This window comes from Pseudomonas sp. R9.37, from assembly GCF_963878885.1.
In the GTDB taxonomy this organism is placed as follows: domain Bacteria; phylum Pseudomonadota; class Gammaproteobacteria; order Pseudomonadales; family Pseudomonadaceae; genus Aquipseudomonas.
The window spans coordinates 53367-69006 of the sequence record NZ_CAWNZA010000001.1 but is presented as its reverse complement, the minus strand read 5'-3'; the positions used below and the strand labels follow the sequence as shown (position 1 = coordinate 69006).

The 15640-nt window shown below is 57.6% G+C and carries 15 protein-coding genes; 12 read left to right on the top strand and 3 right to left on the bottom strand.

The genetic code is table 11. The features are described 5' to 3' along the window. Positions 1-98: 98 nt before the first annotated feature. Positions 99-533, top strand: coding sequence for a type II toxin-antitoxin system RatA family toxin (locus AACU78_RS00310; protein WP_106579268.1), 435 nt, complete (start codon positions 99-101; stop codon positions 531-533). Continuing rightward, the gene (locus AACU78_RS00305) at positions 526-828 is read left to right on the top strand and encodes an RnfH family protein (RefSeq protein ID WP_106579267.1); all 303 of its coding nucleotides are present in this window, start codon (positions 526-528) and stop codon (positions 826-828) included. Before AACU78_RS00310 ends, AACU78_RS00305 begins: the two co-directional genes overlap by 8 nt. 64 nt (positions 829-892) lie before the next feature. Here AACU78_RS00305 and AACU78_RS00300 read toward each other — a convergent pair whose 3' ends face one another. Further along, a complete protein-coding gene (locus tag AACU78_RS00300) occupies positions 893-1420 on the bottom strand; it encodes an outer membrane protein assembly factor BamE (protein ID WP_106579266.1) in 528 nt (175 codons plus the stop codon). Between the two features lie 98 nt (positions 1421-1518). On the opposite strand from AACU78_RS00300, the gene fur reads away from it, so the two are divergent. Continuing rightward, positions 1519-1923, top strand: coding sequence for a ferric iron uptake transcriptional regulator (fur, locus tag AACU78_RS00295; RefSeq protein WP_024077449.1), 405 nt, complete (start codon positions 1519-1521; stop codon positions 1921-1923). 85 nt (positions 1924-2008) lie between these two features. Here the strand turns inward: fur and recN are convergent, their stop codons facing one another. Continuing rightward, entirely contained in the window at positions 2009-3682 is a 1674-nt protein-coding gene (recN, locus tag AACU78_RS00290) for a DNA repair protein RecN (RefSeq protein ID WP_106579265.1), read from the bottom strand. A 254-nt stretch (positions 3683-3936) separates the two neighbouring features. On the opposite strand from recN, the gene grpE reads away from it, so the two are divergent. From grpE to AACU78_RS00250, 8 genes are all read left to right on the top strand, one after another. Continuing rightward, positions 3937-4497: a nucleotide exchange factor GrpE gene (grpE, locus tag AACU78_RS00285; protein ID WP_017139264.1), complete on the top strand. Its 561-nt coding sequence runs from the start codon at positions 3937-3939 to the stop codon at positions 4495-4497. A gap of 102 nt (positions 4498-4599) precedes the next feature. Continuing rightward, entirely contained in the window at positions 4600-6516 is a 1917-nt protein-coding gene (gene dnaK / locus AACU78_RS00280; protein WP_106579264.1) for a molecular chaperone DnaK, read from the top strand. A gap of 316 nt (positions 6517-6832) precedes the next feature. After that, positions 6833-7957, top strand: a complete 1125-nt coding sequence (gene dnaJ / locus AACU78_RS00275; RefSeq protein WP_106579263.1) for a molecular chaperone DnaJ — start codon at positions 6833-6835, stop codon at positions 7955-7957. A gap of 10 nt (positions 7958-7967) precedes the next feature. Continuing rightward, a complete protein-coding gene (gene dapB / locus AACU78_RS00270) occupies positions 7968-8774 on the top strand; it encodes a 4-hydroxy-tetrahydrodipicolinate reductase (RefSeq protein WP_106579262.1) in 807 nt (268 codons plus the stop codon). A gap of 259 nt (positions 8775-9033) precedes the next feature. Further along, positions 9034-10170, top strand: coding sequence for a glutamine-hydrolyzing carbamoyl-phosphate synthase small subunit (gene carA, locus AACU78_RS00265; RefSeq protein WP_106579261.1), 1137 nt, complete (start codon positions 9034-9036; stop codon positions 10168-10170). A 105-nt stretch (positions 10171-10275) separates the two neighbouring features. After that, on the top strand, positions 10276-13497 hold the full coding sequence (gene carB / locus AACU78_RS00260; protein ID WP_106579260.1) for a carbamoyl-phosphate synthase large subunit: 3222 nt from the start codon (positions 10276-10278) through the stop codon (positions 13495-13497). Then, positions 13494-13970: a transcription elongation factor GreA gene (gene greA, locus AACU78_RS00255; RefSeq protein ID WP_083356716.1), complete on the top strand. Its 477-nt coding sequence runs from the start codon at positions 13494-13496 to the stop codon at positions 13968-13970. Before carB ends, greA begins: the two co-directional genes overlap by 4 nt. Positions 13971-13998: 28 nt before the next feature. Further along, complete coding sequence (locus AACU78_RS00250; protein ID WP_106579259.1) at positions 13999-14403, top strand: MFS transporter; 405 nt, start codon at positions 13999-14001, stop codon at positions 14401-14403. 8 nt (positions 14404-14411) lie between these two features. Here the strand turns inward: AACU78_RS00250 and AACU78_RS00245 are convergent, their stop codons facing one another. Next, on the bottom strand, positions 14412-14720 hold the full coding sequence (locus AACU78_RS00245; RefSeq protein ID WP_106579258.1) for a YhbY family RNA-binding protein: 309 nt from the start codon (positions 14718-14720) through the stop codon (positions 14412-14414). Between the two features lie 106 nt (positions 14721-14826). Between AACU78_RS00245 and rlmE the strand changes: the two genes are divergently transcribed. Further along, the gene (gene rlmE / locus AACU78_RS00240; protein WP_034117848.1) at positions 14827-15477 is read left to right on the top strand and encodes a 23S rRNA (uridine(2552)-2'-O)-methyltransferase RlmE; all 651 of its coding nucleotides are present in this window, start codon (positions 14827-14829) and stop codon (positions 15475-15477) included. The last annotated feature ends 163 nt before the right edge of the window (positions 15478-15640 follow it).

The window sequence follows — 15640 nt, the reverse complement described above, 5'->3', positions numbered from 1 at the left end:
CGAATCCCGGACAATACCGGCAGTTCTTTGGTTTTTTTCTCTCGCGGATTGGGCTGTTCTTTCGCGATGTTTGCCTCAGCAGTGGAAGTAACGCTCACATGACGACGCATATTCAACGTTCGGCTTTATTGCCTTATCCGGCGCAGGCGCTCTATGACCTGGTCAACGACGTGGCGCGTTACCCGGAATTCCTGCCATGGTGCAACACCGCCGAGGTGCTGGAGAGCAGTGATGAGCACATGGTTGCCAGTGTCGGGGTGGCGAAGGGCGGCCTTAGCCAGCATTTTGTTACACGCAATGTGTTGGTCCCTGGGCAATCCATCGAAATGAATTTGCAGGAAGGGCCGTTCACTCAGCTTCATGGGGTATGGGTGTTCAAGGCGCTGACTGACAAGGCCTGCAAGATCAGCCTGGACCTGTCCTTTGATTATGCAGGGCCGATTGTGCGGGCAACGTTGGGGCCGTTGTTCAACCAGGCGACCAATACGCTGGTGGATGCGTTCTGTCAGCGGGCCAAGCAATTGCATGGTTGAGATTGAGGTGGTGTATGCCGCCGAGGACCGCCAGGTCTTGTTGGCGGTCACGGTGCCGGCGGGCACAAGCCTGAGGGCTGCGGTGCAGGCGTCGGGTATTGCGGTGCAGTTTCCAACAGTGGTCTTGGCTGATTGCCCTTTGGGCATATTCGGCAAGGTAGTTGCGGATGCGGATATGCGCGCTGTGCAGCCGGGTGACCGTATCGAGATTTACCGGCCCTTGCTGGCAGACCCCAAGGAAGTACGCAGGCTGCGCGCAGCCAAGGCGGCGATAGCCCGGCAGAAAAACTCATAACCCTGCTAAAAAGTCAGGCAACAAAAAGCCCGGCATGCCGGGCTTTTTATCGAGCGCCGCAAACTTACTGCGGGCCGGTGTCCAGAGGCTGAGGCGTCGGGACTGGAACGGTTTGCACGCCGTCCACGTCTTTCTGGATCTGATCCAGCAAGGAGCCTGGTTTGGCCGGTACTTCTGACTTCGGCTTTTCTGCTTCCTGCGCGGGCGCAGTCACATTGGTGCCGTTGTCCTTGCCCAGCAAGGCTTCATCGCGGCTTACGCCAGGCATGAAGTCACCGGACAAGCTGACGAGCTGGTCATTGCCATTAAAGATGACACTGACGCGTTCCTGCTGGCGTTCACCGCCACCAGGCTGGATGCTGTAGAGATAATCCCAGCGATCGGCATGAAAAGTGTCGGTCAGCAGGGGGTTGCCCATAATAAACCGTACTTGCCGTCGGGTCATTCCCGGGCGTAACTGGTCTATCATGTCCTGCGTGACGACATTGCCCTGCTGGATGTCGATTTTGTAAACCCCGGGGAATGAACAACCGGCGAGTGCGAGCAGTCCCACAAGGGTGAAACTGGTTAGCAAGAGCTTGGTGTTTTGCATCGGTGGGCGACTTCCACTATCTTGGCTGGGACAACGTAAACGCCGATCATACCCGTATTAAGAGAAGCTGCGAAGCAGCATCCGCGAGAAAGCTAACCATGGTTGAAAATAGCGAACTACGCAAAGCCGGTCTTAAAGTGACTCTGCCACGAGTCAAGATTCTACAAATGCTCGATTCTGCTGAGCAGCGCCACATGAGTGCCGAGGATGTTTACAAGGCGCTGATGGAGTCTAACGAGGACGTTGGCCTGGCCACGGTTTACCGTGTGCTGACCCAGTTTGAAGCCGCAGGGCTGGTGGTTCGTCATAATTTCGACGGCGGTCATGCGGTGTTCGAATTGGCTGACGGTGGTCATCACGACCACATGGTTGACCTGGATACCAATGAGGTTATCGAGTTCACCAGTCCGGAAATCGAGAAGCTCCAGAAGGCTATCGCCGAAGAGCATGGTTTCGATTTGGTGGACCATAATCTGGTGCTGTACATCCGTAAGAAAAAGTAAAAATCGACGCAGATTTGCTCTGCAAAACGATTGAAGGCGACCCTAGGGTCGCCTTCGTGCTTTCTAAATAGAAGAAATTACCGGGTTAGGCCTTGGCTGCCACGACCATTTTCTTCGCGTGGGCCAGAGACTCTTTGGTCAGGTCGATCCCGCCAAGCATCCGCGCCACCTCTTCCACACGTTCCGACTTGTTCAGTTTGGAGACGGCCGTGTGCGTCGCATCGCTGCCGCGTACTTTGTGTACAAACAGGTGTTGATGCCCTTGAGCGGCCACTTGCGGTAAGTGAGTCACGGTCAAGACCTGGCCACGTTCGCCCAAGCGGCGCAGCAACTGGCCAACAATTTCCGCAGTCGGCCCGCCGATACCCACGTCTACTTCATCGAATACCAGTGTGGGTACCCGTGAGGTTTGGGCGGTAATGACCTGGATCGCCAGGCTGATTCGCGACAGCTCGCCGCCAGACGCCACTTTTGCCAACGCCTTGAGCGGCTGACCGGGGTTGGCGCTTACCAGCAGTTCCACCTGTTCCAGGCCGTGGGGTTGCAGCTCGTTGCTGGTGTTGGCATGCAGTTCGATGGTGAAGCGCCCGCCTGGCATGCCCAGGCGCTGAATTTCCTGTTCTACCGCTCCGGCCAGGCCTGTGGCCGCCTGCTGGCGCAGGTCGCTTAATTCGCGAGCTTTTTCATGGTAGTGGCGAGCAAAGGAGGCGAGCTCGTCACCGAGGCGCTCAATGGATTCGTCATTCGCGTTCAAGGTTTCGATTTCATCCAGCAACTTCTGCTGCATCGTCGATACTTCGGTCGGCTGGATTCGGTGTTTGCGGGCCAGGGTGTAAATAGTGTCCAGGCGTTCTTCGATTTCCTGCAGGCGCGCTGGGTCCGCGTCGAAGTGATCCAGGAAGCGATTCAGTTCGCCCACGGCCTCTTCGACCTGGATTTGTGCGCTGGTCAACAGTGTTGTGGCTTCACTCAGTGAACCGGACGCGTTGTTCACGCTGGACAGTCGATTGAGGCTGGCAGTCAATGCGTTAAGGACATTGCCCGAATCACTCTCGCTGCATTGCTCCACCACTTGGCGACAGATACCCAGCAGGGTTTCGGCATTGGTGAGGTTCTTGTGCTCCTGCTCGAGCTGCTCCAGCTCTGTTTCGCCCAGGCCCAGGCTTTCGAGTTCTTCAAGCTGATAGCTGAGTAACTGATGGCGAGCGCGCTGTTCGTCGCCAGAGTTGGATAGGCGCTCCAGTTCCTGACGAGTCTGACGCCAGCGCTGGGCGGCAAGCTGTACCTGCCGGGCCAGGTCGGTGGCGCCGGCATACTCATCGAGCAGGCGGCGATGGGTATCGGTTTTCAGCAGGGATTGGTGTTCGTGCTGGCTGTGGATATCGATCAGCAACTCGCCCAGGGCTTTCAAGTCGCCGAGAGGGCAGGGCGTGCCGTTGATATAGCCGCGCGAGCGGCCTTCCGCTGTGATGACCCGGCGCAGAATGCACGGGCCTTCATTATTAAGGTCGCGCTCGGCCAGCCAGGCTTCGGCTTCCGGAATGTCTGCGAGGTCGAAGGTCGCCAGGATATCGGCCTTGTCCGCACCGGGTCGCACCACGCCGCTGTCGGCGCGGTCGCCAAGCGTCAGGCCCAGGGCGTCGAGCATGATCGACTTGCCGGCACCGGTTTCGCCTGTGATTACGCTCATCCCGCGATCCAGTTCAAGGTCCAGATGTTCAACGATGGCGTAGTTATGTACAGACAGGTGCACGAGCATGGCGGCCGCTCCGAAGCGTTAGGTCTGGTTATTTATACAGTGTTTTGTTTGAGGCTGACAATCCTGATGCTTAGCTCGATTTGCTTGATTGCAGGAGTTTCTTAGCTCAATGAGGAATGAGTGTGCAGGAATTGATCCAGAGCACGCGAAAGACTTTTGGTAACGCCTGCGCTCTTGAACCTGGAAATTGTGGCCCCATATACCGGAACAGAAGCGCGAGTTGAGTTCGCGCATGATTTTGAAAGGAGAAATCTATGGCTGACGAACAGACGCAGGATACGCAAACTCCAGACGCCAATTCGGCTGCCGGTGATGAGCTGGCGACTCGTGTGCAAGTGCTCGAAGAGCAATTGGCTGCTGCGCAGGATCAGTCTTTGCGTGTTGCCGCCGATCTGCAGAACGTCCGCCGCCGTGCCGAGCAGGATGTCGAGAAGGCTCACAAATTCGCGTTGGAAAAATTCGCCAATGACTTGCTGCCGATTATTGACAGCCTGGAACGTGGCCTTGAGCTGTCCAACCCGGACGATGAAAACATCCGCCCGATGCGCGAAGGGATTGAGCTGACGCTGAAAATGTTCCAGGACACCCTGAAGCGTTATCAGCTGGAAGCTATCGATCCGCAAGGCGGCGAGCCGTTCAATGCAGAGCATCACCAAGCCATGGCCATGCAGGAAAGCCATGACCTGGAGCCCAACAGCGTATTGAAAGTATTCCAGAAGGGTTATCAGCTTAACGGTCGCTTGTTGCGCCCGGCGATGGTGGTGGTGAGCAAGGCTCCTGCACCTGTCGCACCTTCTATTGATGAGCAGGCTTGAAATCAGTCGTAACGGCCCCATCTATAAGTCAAGCGTTTAAGTGCTACCGCAGTTAGCCACCACTGCTGCGGCAACCAAATTAAAGTTTCGGGAGAGTAAATCATGGGCAAAATTATCGGTATCGACCTGGGGACTACCAACTCCTGCGTCTCCGTGCTGGAAAACGGCGTTGCTAAAGTTATCGAAAATGCCGAAGGCGCGCGTACCACGCCGTCGATCATTGCATACGCCAACGACGGTGAAATCCTCGTGGGTCAGTCGGCCAAGCGTCAGGCCGTGACCAATCCGCACAACACCCTGTACGCGGTGAAGCGTCTGATCGGTCGTAAGTTCGACGAAGAAGTCGTACAGAAAGACATCAAGATGGTCCCTTACAAAATCGCCAAGGCTGACAACGGTGACGCCTGGGTTGAAGTAAATGGCCAGAAAATGTCGCCGCCGCAAATCTCGGCTGAAATCTTGAAAAAGATGAAGAAAACCGCCGAAGACTACCTCGGTGAAGCAGTGACTGAAGCGGTGATCACCGTTCCGGCCTACTTCAACGACAGCCAGCGCCAGGCGACCAAAGACGCCGGCCGCATCGCGGGCCTGGATGTAAAACGTATCATCAACGAGCCAACCGCAGCCGCTCTGGCCTACGGCATGGACAAGGCCAAGGGCGACCACACCGTGATCGTTTACGACCTGGGTGGCGGTACTTTTGACGTCTCCGTGATCGAGATCGCTGAAGTTGACGGCGAGCATCAGTTTGAAGTGTTGGCCACCAACGGCGACACCTTCCTGGGCGGCGAAGACTTTGACATTCGTCTGATCGACTACCTCGTTGACGAATTCAAGAAAGAAAGCGGCATGAACCTCAAGGGTGATCCGCTGGCCATGCAGCGTCTGAAAGAAGCCGCTGAGAAAGCCAAGATCGAGCTGTCTTCCGCTCAGTCGACCGACGTGAACCTGCCGTACATCACTGCAGATGCCACCGGTCCTAAGCACTTGAACGTGAAAATCTCGCGTTCCAAGCTGGAAGCACTGGTTGAAGACCTGGTTCAACGCACCATCGAGCCTTGCCGCATCGCGCTGAAAGACTCCGGTATCGACGTTGGCTCGATCAACGACGTGATCCTGGTTGGCGGTCAGACCCGTATGCCACTGGTTCAGAAGCTGGTCACCGAGTTCTTTGGCAAAGAAGCCCGTAAGGACGTGAACCCGGACGAAGCCGTTGCCATGGGTGCTGCTATCCAAGGTGCGGTGCTGGCCGGCGACGTGAAAGACGTGTTGCTGCTGGACGTGAGCCCGCTGACTCTGGGTATCGAAACCATGGGCGGCGTGATGACTGCGCTGATCGAGAAAAACACCACGATTCCTACCAAGAAATCGCAAGTGTTCTCGACTGCCGACGACAACCAGGGCGCTGTAACCATTCACGTGCTGCAAGGTGAGCGTAAGCAAGCGGCGCAGAACAAGTCTCTGGGCAAGTTCGACCTGGCTGAGATTCCACCAGCACCACGTGGCGTGCCACAAATTGAAGTGACCTTCGACATCGACGCCAACGGCATTCTGCACGTAGGCGCCAAAGACAAGGCCACTGGCAAAGAGCAGAAGATCACGATCAAGGCCAACTCCGGTCTGTCTGATGAAGAAATTCAACAGATGATTCGTGATGCTGAAGCTAACGCTGATGCGGATGCCAAGTTTGCTGAGCTGGCCGGCGCCCGTAACCAGGGGGATGCCCTGGTTCACTCGACGCGCAAAATGATCTCCGAAGCAGGCGACAAAGTGACTGCTGAAGAGAAAACCGCAATCGAAGCGGCTGTGGTTGCCCTGGAAGCCGCCATCAAAGGCGACGACAAGGCTGCCATCGAAGCCAAGGTTGAGGAGCTGTCGAAAGTCTCCGCACCGGTTGCTCAGAAAATGTACGCCGAACAAGGCCAGCCGGCAGAAGGCGCTGCGCAGCATGCAGAGCCTGAAGCCAAGCACGACGACGTTGTCGATGCCGAGTTCGAAGAAGTTAAAGACCAGAAGTAAGTTGGTCGCCCGGTTGACCGCTATCAAGCGGTGACTGGTAGGATGTCGCCGCGCGGGAGCTTGCTCCCGCGTTGGCGTGTCTGGGGTATGCGAATTTTTACAGCATGCGACAAGGTTCGGATGCTGGCGGTGTGATCGGGAATGCTCCTGCTTCCTGGCGACAGTCACCGCGTTTTTGGCCGGGTACCTGGCTAAAAGCAGTAATGACCAGGATCGTTGAATTGACGTGAGTTGGGTCCGGGCCTGTATTGGGGCTCAACGAGTTTGGCGAGGCTCAGGAGGGTCTGGCCGAACGTCCTTAAGAGTGCAAAGACTTATGGCAAAGCGTGACTATTACGAAGTATTGGGTGTGGAGCGCGGCTCCAGCGAGGCAGACCTGAAAAAGGCTTACCGTCGCCTGGCGATGAAGCACCACCCGGACCGTAATCCGGATAGCAAAGAATCCGAAGAGCTGTTCAAAGAGGCCAATGAGGCCTACGAGTGCCTGTCTGATCCCAACAAGCGTGCGGCCTACGACCAGTATGGTCACGCAGGTGTTGACCCAAGCATGGGTGGCGGTGGTGCTGGTTTTGGTGGTCAGAACTTCTCCGATATCTTCGGCGACGTATTCAGTGACTTCTTCGGCGGAGGCCGTGGCGGCCAGCGTGGCGGCGCTCAGCGTGGCAGCGATTTGCGCTACACCCTGGAGCTGAACCTGGAAGAAGCCGTGCGTGGCACCAGCGTCAATATCCGTGTGCCGACGCTGGTCAATTGCAAACCGTGCGATGGCTCGGGCGCGAAGAAAGGCTCCTCGCCGATCACCTGCCCAACCTGCGGCGGTATTGGCCAGGTCCGTATGCAGCAGGGCTTCTTCTCGGTGCAGCAGACCTGCCCGCGTTGCCATGGCCAAGGCAAGATCATTTCCGATCCTTGCGACTCCTGCCACGGCGAAGGCCGCATTGAAGAGTACAAGACCCTCTCGGTGAAAGTGCCGGCGGGTGTCGATACCGGTGATCGCATTCGCCTGTCGGGCGAGGGTGAGGCGGGTGCTCAGGGCGGCCCTACGGGCGACCTGTATGTGGTGATCAATGTGCGCGAGCACTCGATCTTCCAGCGCGATGGCAAACACCTGTTCTGTGAAGTGCCAATCAGCTTTGTCGATGCGGCCCTGGGTGGCGAGTTGGAGATTCCGACGCTCGATGGTCGTGTCAAGCTCAAGATTCCCGAAGGCACGCAGACCGGCAAGCAGTTCCGTATTCGTGGCAAAGGCGTTGCGCCGGTGCGCGGTGGCGGTGCTGGCGACCTGATGTGTCGCGTAGCCGTGGAAACACCGGTCAACCTCGGGCGTCGTCAGCGCGAGCTGCTGGAAGAGTTCCGCAGTTCGTTGGAAGGTGATGACTCTCATTCGCCGAAAACTACCGGCTTTTTCGATGGCGTGAAGCGCTTCTTCGGCGACCTGTAAGGAAGTGAGTATGCGACGTATAGCCGTAATGGGCGCTGCCGGGCGCATGGGCAAGACGCTGGTCGAAGCGGTGCAGCAGCGCTCGCCGGCCTCCGGGCTGACGGCGGCGATTGTTCGCCCGGGCAGCACGTTGATCGGTGCGGATGCGGGTGAGCTGGCCTCGCTGGGGCGCATCGGCGTTTCGTTGTCGGGCAATCTGGAGCAGGTGGCCGACGAGTTCGACGTGCTGATCGATTTCACCCTGCCGGAGGTGATGCTGAAAAACCTGGCGTTCTGCCGCAAGGCGGGCAAAGCCATGGTGATCGGTACCACGGGCTTGAGTGCTGAGCAGAAGCAGTTGCTGGTGGAGGCGGGTAAGGTTATTCCGATCGTCTTCGCTGCCAATTTCAGTGTGGGCGTGAACCTGTCGCTCAAGTTGCTGGACCTGGCTGCTCGTGTGCTGGGTGATGAGGCGGATATCGAGATCATCGAGACCCATCATCGCCACAAGATCGACGCGCCGTCGGGTACCGCATTGCGCATGGGTGAAGCGATCGCCGATGCGCTGGGGCGTGATCTGTCGAAAGTCGCGGTGTATGGCCGTGAAGGTCATACCGGGGCGCGTGCACGTGACACCATCGGTTTCGCCACTGTGCGCGGTGGCGATGTGGTGGGTGATCACACCGTGCTGTTCGCCTCCGAAGGCGAGCGCCTGGAGATCACACACAAAGCCTCAAGCCGCATGACATTCGCCAAGGGGGCGGTACGTGCCGCCCTCTGGTTGGAAGGTCGTGAGGCGGGGCTGTACGACATGCGTGATGTGCTGGATCTGCACTAATCAGTAGCTAAAACGGGGGCTCAGGATTATCCTGAGCCCCCGTTTTTACCCGCTAAGCGACTTCCTGTCGCATTCCCCTGCCTTTAAGGCTCATTAGCGGTGGACCAAAAAAGCCTTTTTCTGTAAGCTACAGCTTTAGTGTGTCCACTAAAAGCGCGCAGAATAATTCAGTGAAGAAGCGGGGTGACGTGTCCATACGTCACTCCGCTTTTTTACAACCTGCGATCGCCCTTTCAGGCTTTATTTACGGGAGGTCTTCTTGACTAAGCCAGCCATACTCGCCCTTGCTGATGGCAGCATTTTTCGCGGCGAAGCCATTGGAGCCGACGGTCAAACCGTTGGAGAGGTAGTGTTTAACACTGCCATGACCGGCTATCAGGAAATCCTTACCGATCCTTCCTACGCCCAACAGATCGTTACCCTGACCTATCCGCACATCGGCAACACCGGTACAACACCGGAAGACGTCGAGTCTGATCGTGTGTGGTCGGCTGGCCTGGTCATTCGCGACCTGCCACTGGTTGCGAGCAACTGGCGTAACACGATGTCGCTGTCCGATTACCTGAAAGCCAACAATGTGGTGGCAATCGCCGGTATCGACACGCGCCGCCTGACACGCATCCTGCGTGAAAAAGGCTCGCAGAACGGCTGCATCATGGCGGGTGACAATATTTCCGAAGAAGCGGCGATCGCCGCAGCGCAAGGCTTCCCCGGTCTGAAAGGCATGGACCTGGCGAAAGTTGTCAGCACCAAAGAGCAGTACGAGTGGCGCTCCACTGTCTGGGATTTGAAGACCGACAGCCACGAGACCATCGCTGCAGCTGACCTGCAATACCATGTGGTCGCCTACGACTACGGGATCAAGTACAACATCCTGCGCATGCTGGTAGAGCGCGGTTGCCGCGTGACCGTAGTGCCGGCGCAAACCCCGGCCAGCGACGTGCTGGCCCTGCAGCCGGACGGTGTGTTCCTGTCCAACGGCCCGGGTGATCCCGAGCCTTGCGACTACGCCATCAAGGCGATCAAGGATGTGCTGGAAACCGAGATTCCGGTATTCGGTATCTGCCTCGGTCACCAACTGCTGGCCCTGGCCTCCGGCGCCAAGACTCTGAAAATGGGTCACGGCCACCACGGCGCCAACCACCCTGTGCAGGACCTGGACACTGGCGTTGTGATGATCACCAGCCAGAACCACGGTTTTGCGGTGGATGAAGCGACTTTGCCGGCTAACGTTCGCGCGATTCACAAGTCGCTGTTCGACGGTTCCCTTCAAGGCATCGAGCGCACTGACAAGAGCGCGTTCAGCTTCCAGGGCCACCCTGAAGCAAGCCCGGGCCCGAACGACGTAGCGCCGCTGTTCGACCGTTTCATCAATGAGATGGCCAAGCGACGCTGACTGAGCGGCTTGCGGGCGGCCCCGAATCTCGGTGGCCCCCGCAGGCTCTTCAAAGAGTGTTCAAGACGGCTTGCCGACTGACCTGCGGATTTGAGTGACAAACCCATGCCAAAACGTACAGACATAAAAAGCATCCTGATTCTCGGCGCTGGCCCGATCGTGATCGGCCAGGCCTGCGAATTCGACTACTCCGGCGCCCAGGCCTGTAAAGCCCTGCGCGAAGAGGGTTACCGCGTCATCCTGGTGAACTCCAACCCGGCCACCATCATGACCGACCCGGACATGGCCGACGCCACCTACATCGAGCCGATCAAATGGCAGACCGTTGCCAAGATCATCGAGAAAGAGCGTCCGGACGCGCTGCTGCCAACCATGGGCGGCCAGACCGCACTGAACTGCGCCCTGGACCTGGAGCGCGAAGGCGTCCTGGAAAAATTCGGCGTAGAGATGATCGGCGCCAATGCCGACACCATCGACAAGGCTGAAGACCGCTCGCGTTTCGACAAGGCCATGAAGTCCATCGGCCTTGACTGCCCGCGTTCCGGTATCGCTCACAGCATGGAAGAGGCCAATGCGGTCCTCGAGAAGCTCGGCTTCCCGTGCATCATCCGTCCGTCCTTCACCATGGGCGGCACGGGTGGCGGTATTGCCTACAACCGTGAAGAGTTCGAAGAAATCTGCGCCCGTGGTCTGGACCTGTCGCCGACCAAAGAGCTGCTGATCGACGAATCCCTGATCGGCTGGAAAGAGTACGAGATGGAGGTTGTCCGCGACAAAAAGGACAACTGCATCATCGTCTGCTCGATCGAAAACTTCGACCCGATGGGCGTGCACACCGGCGACTCGATCACCGTTGCTCCTGCGCAGACCCTGACGGACAAGGAATACCAGATCATGCGTAACGCCTCGTTGGCGGTACTGCGTGAGATCGGCGTGGAAACCGGCGGTTCCAACGTTCAGTTCGGCATCTGTCCGGACACCGGCCGTATGGTCGTGATCGAGATGAACCCGCGTGTATCGCGTTCTTCGGCGCTGGCATCGAAAGCCACCGGCTTCCCGATTGCGCGTATCGCCGCCAAGCTGGCGATCGGTTACACCCTGGACGAATTGCAAAACGAAATCACTGGCGGCGCTACGCCGGCATCTTTCGAGCCGTCCATCGACTACGTCGTGACCAAGCTGCCACGGTTTGCCTTCGAGAAATTCGCCAAGGCTGACGCTCGCCTGACCACCCAGATGAAATCCGTCGGTGAAGTCATGGCCATCGGCCGGACCTTCCAGGAGTCCCTGCAGAAAGCCCTGCGTGGCCTGGAAGTGGGTGTTTGCGGTCTGGACGAGAAGCTCGACCTGAGCAACCCGGAAAGCATGAGCGTGCTCAAGCGCGAGCTGACCGTGCCGGGTGCCGAGCGCATCTGGTACGTGGCCGATGCTTTCCGCGCCGGCATGACTGTCGAACAAATCTTCGGCATGAACATGATCGACCCGTGGTTCCTGGTGCAGATCGAAGATCTGATCAAGGAAGAAGAGAAGGTCAAGACCCTTGGTCTGTCCTCCATCGACCGCGACCTGATGTTCCGCCTCAAGCGCAAAGGTTTCTCCGATCAGCGTCTGGCCAAGCTGCTGGGTGTGACCGAGAAGAACCTGCGTACGCATCGCCACAAGCTGGATATCTTCCCGGTCTACAAGCGCGTTGACACCTGCGCGGCCGAGTTCGCCACCGACACTGCGTACCTGTACTCCACCTACGAGGAAGAGTGCGAAGCCGCGCCGTCGGGCCGCGACAAGATCATTATTCTGGGCGGCGGTCCAAACCGTATCGGCCAGGGGATCGAGTTCGACTACTGCTGCGTACACGCCGCTCTCGCCCTGCGCGAAGACGGGTACGAGACCATCATGGTCAACTGCAACCCGGAAACCGTTTCCACTGACTACGATACTTCCGACCGTCTGTACTTCGAGCCGGTAACTTTGGAAGACGTGCTGGAAATCTGCCGGGTCGAGAAGCCAAAAGGCGTGATCGTCCAGTACGGTGGCCAAACTCCGCTGAAACTGGCTCGCGCTCTGGAAGCAGCCGGCGTGCCGATCATCGGCACCAGCCCTGACGCCATCGACCGTGCCGAAGACCGTGAGCGCTTCCAGCAGATGGTTGAGCGCTTGAACCTGCGTCAGCCGCCAAACGCCACCGTGCGCAGCGAAGACGAAGCCATCCGCGCAGCCAGCAAGATCGGTTACCCGCTGGTGGTGCGTCCGTCCTACGTGCTGGGCGGCCGTGCGATGGAAATCGTCTACGAAGAAGAAGAACTCAAGCGTTACCTGCGTGATGCAGTGAAAGTGTCCAACGACAGCCCAGTGCTGCTGGATCACTTCCTCAACTGCGCCATCGAGATGGATGTGGATGCTGTCTGCGACGGCACCGACGTAGTGATCGGCGCGATCATGCAGCACATCGAACAGGCGGGCGTTCACTCCGGTGACTCCGCATGCTCGCTGCCGCCATACTCGCTGCCGGCGCACATCCAGGACGAGATGCGCGAGCAGGTCAAGAAGATGGCTCTGGAACTGGGCGTGGTTGGCCTGATGAACGTACAGTTGGCGCTGCAAGGCGAAGACATCTACGTGATCGAAGTCAACCCGCGTGCTTCGCGTACCGTGCCATTTGTTTCCAAGTGCATCGGTGTTTCCCTGGCGATGATTGCTGCCCGTGTGATGGCCGGTAAGACCTTGAAGGAAATCGGCTTCACCAAGGAAATCATTCCTAACTTCTACAGCGTGAAAGAGGCGGTGTTCCCCTTCGCCAAATTCCCTGGTGTGGACCCGATCCTGGGCCCAGAGATGAAGTCCACCGGTGAAGTGATGGGTGTGGGCGACACCTTCGGTGAAGCGTTCGCCAAAGCCCAGATGGGTGCAAGCGAAGTATTGCCGACTGGCGGTACCGCGTTCATCAGTGTGCGTGATGATGACAAACCGCTGGTTGCAGGCGTGGCCCGTGATCTGATCAACTTGGGCTTTGAAGTCGTGGCCACCGCCGGGACCGCCAAGCTGATCGAAGCTGCCGGCCTGAAAGTGCGTCGCGTGAACAAGGTGACGGAAGGCCGTCCGCACGTGGTCGACATGATCAAGAATGACGAAGTCACCCTGATCATCAACACCACCGAAGGTCGCCAGTCGATCGCGGACTCCTACTCCATTCGTCGTAATGCCTTGCAGCACAAGATTTACTGCACCACTACCATTGCTGCTGGCGAAGCCATCTGCGAAGCGCTTAAGTTCGGTCCGGAAAAGACCGTGCGTCGCTTGCAGGATCTACACGCAGGATTGAAGGCATGACCAAATACCCAATGACTGTCCAGGGCGCCAAGGCCCTGGAAGAGGAACACGCCCATCTGACCAAGGTCGTCCGTCCGAAGCTGAGCCAGGACATCGGTACGGCTCGCGAGCTGGGTGACTTGAAGGAAAACGCTGAATACCATGCTGCTCGCGAGCAGCAGGGTATGGTCGAAGCGCGGATCCGTGACATCGAAGGCCGTATGCAGAACGCGGTGATCATCGACGTCACGACCATCCCGCATACTGGCAAAGTGATTTTCGGTACCACCGTGGAAATCGCCAACGTCGAGACGGATGAGCGCGTTGTTTATCACATCGTCGGCGAGGACGAAGCTGACTTCAAACTCGGCAAGATCTCGGTTGGTTCGCCTCTTGCCCGTGCCTTGATTGCCAAGGAAGAGGGTGATGTGGTGGCGGTGAAAACACCTGGTGGCGTAATCGAGTACGAGATTGTTGAAGTTCGTCACATCTGAAAGGCGGCGCCCGCTTCGTGCGGGCGCCATGCTTTGGCAGCTTGCCCAGATGCTTTGGGTGGGCGGCGTGTGGTTGTTACACATTGGTTTACTGCCGACGCTGGGCCTGATTGGCCTGGCGCCGTTGTTGATCGATGAAATCGACGGATTGCTCAGCGCGCTGCTGGTAGGTTTTGCGGCAGCGTGCGTGACGCTCCAGGTGCTGGTGCTGATCAAGGCCGAAGGCTTGGGGAGTTTGTGGCGGGATATTCGCGGCCAACTGCTGTTGATGGCGCTGTACGCATGCGCAATGTTTTGCGTGGTGCATACGTGGCTGCCGGAAGCGTTGCGCTGGCAGCTATTCAGCTATCTTGTGCTAGGGTTCTCCGGCTTGGTGCTGGTGTTGCAACCGGCGCCAGGATGGAGTGGCGGGGCGCGCGAAGCACGCCCGTGACCCTTTTATTACTTGAAGCGGTGTACGTTCGACAGTTGCTTGTTGACGCTGAAGTTCTTGCGATACAGCAGTGCCATCTTGCCAATGACCTGAACCAGATCCGCTTTGCCGACCTTGCACAGTTCTGCAACGGCGGCCAAACGCGCTTCGCGGTCAAGGATGTTGACCTTGATCTTGATCAGTTCGTGATCGCCCAATGCGCGTTCAAGTTCGGCTAACACACCTTCAGTCAAACCGTTGTCTGCCACAATCAGAACTGGTTTCAGATGGTGGCCAATGGATTTGTACTGTTTCTTCTGCTCTTGAGTGAGCGGCATAATCTGACCCCTGCGTCTGATCTTGTAAAAAGCGGCGGCCAGTTTACCCGAGCGAGTCCGGGACCGCCCAGTTAATCACGACCCGTTTTATTTTTCGAGGTGGCCCGTGGCCCGTTCCAAAACTAGCCTTAAGTGGCTGCAAGAGCATTTCAACGATCCTTACGTCAAAAAGGCGCAAAAGGACGGGTACCGTTCGCGGGCCAGCTACAAGCTCCTTGAGATCCAGGACAAGGACAAATTGATTCGCCCCGGCATGAGCGTTATTGATCTTGGCGCGGCCCCTGGTGGTTGGTCGCAGGTGACCAGTCGTCTGATTGGTGGGCAGGGCCGTTTGATTGCTTCTGACATCCTGGAAATGGACAGCATCCCGGATGTGACCTTTGTTCACGGTGACTTCACCCAGGACGCCGTGCTCGCAGAGATCCTCGAGGCGGTGGGAAATTCGCAGGTAGACCTTGTGATTTCCGACATGGCCCCCAATATGAGTGGATTACCGGCCGTCGATATGCCGCGCGCAATGTTCCTGTGTGAACTGGCGTTGGATTTGGCGGGTCGGGTGTTGCGTCCGGGTGGGGATTTTCTGGTGAAAGTCTTCCAGGGCGAAGGTTTTGACGAGTACCACAAGAACATTCGCAAGTTGTTCGACAAGGTGCAAACGCGCAAGCCAGACTCTTCTCGGGACAGGTCTCGAGAGCAATACCTGTTGTGCCGCGGCTTCCGCGGTGTTGAAGGTGCGGCGAGTGAAGAGCGTTTTTGAGGAATTCGAGGAAGGCGATAGGTTTTTTTATATCGCTTTCGTCACGAAGCTTTACGAATATTGTGTAGTCAAAGTTTCACAAAGGGTTACAGACGGCGCCTGCCAGAGTTGTAGGTAATGTAGTAAGTTAGGCCGGTGAATATCATGCGAAGCGCGCGCCAGT

Bases quoted from the DNA above. Each gene is read 5' to 3' on its own strand.
- AACU78_RS00310 (WP_106579268.1), top strand. From the start codon at position 99: ATGACGACGCATATTCAACGTTCGGCTTTATTGCCTTATCCGGCGCAG.
- dnaJ (WP_106579263.1), top strand. From the start codon at position 6,833: ATGGCAAAGCGTGACTATTACGAAGTATTGGGTGTGGAGCGCGGCTCC.
- greA (WP_083356716.1), top strand. From the start codon at position 13,494: ATGACCAAATACCCAATGACTGTCCAGGGCGCCAAGGCCCTGGAAGAG.
- dnaK (WP_106579264.1), top strand. From the start codon at position 4,600: ATGGGCAAAATTATCGGTATCGACCTGGGGACTACCAACTCCTGCGTC.
- AACU78_RS00245 (WP_106579258.1), bottom strand. From the start codon at position 14,720: ATGCCGCTCACTCAAGAGCAGAAGAAACAGTACAAATCCATTGGCCAC.
- carB (WP_106579260.1), top strand. From the start codon at position 10,276: ATGCCAAAACGTACAGACATAAAAAGCATCCTGATTCTCGGCGCTGGC.
- dapB (WP_106579262.1), top strand. From the start codon at position 7,968: ATGCGACGTATAGCCGTAATGGGCGCTGCCGGGCGCATGGGCAAGACG.
- AACU78_RS00250 (WP_106579259.1), top strand. From the start codon at position 13,999: ATGCTTTGGCAGCTTGCCCAGATGCTTTGGGTGGGCGGCGTGTGGTTG.
- AACU78_RS00305 (WP_106579267.1), top strand. From the start codon at position 526: ATGGTTGAGATTGAGGTGGTGTATGCCGCCGAGGACCGCCAGGTCTTG.
- AACU78_RS00300 (WP_106579266.1), bottom strand. From the start codon at position 1,420: ATGCAAAACACCAAGCTCTTGCTAACCAGTTTCACCCTTGTGGGACTG.
- grpE (WP_017139264.1), top strand. From the start codon at position 3,937: ATGGCTGACGAACAGACGCAGGATACGCAAACTCCAGACGCCAATTCG.
- fur (WP_024077449.1), top strand. From the start codon at position 1,519: ATGGTTGAAAATAGCGAACTACGCAAAGCCGGTCTTAAAGTGACTCTG.
- recN (WP_106579265.1), bottom strand. From the start codon at position 3,682: ATGCTCGTGCACCTGTCTGTACATAACTACGCCATCGTTGAACATCTG.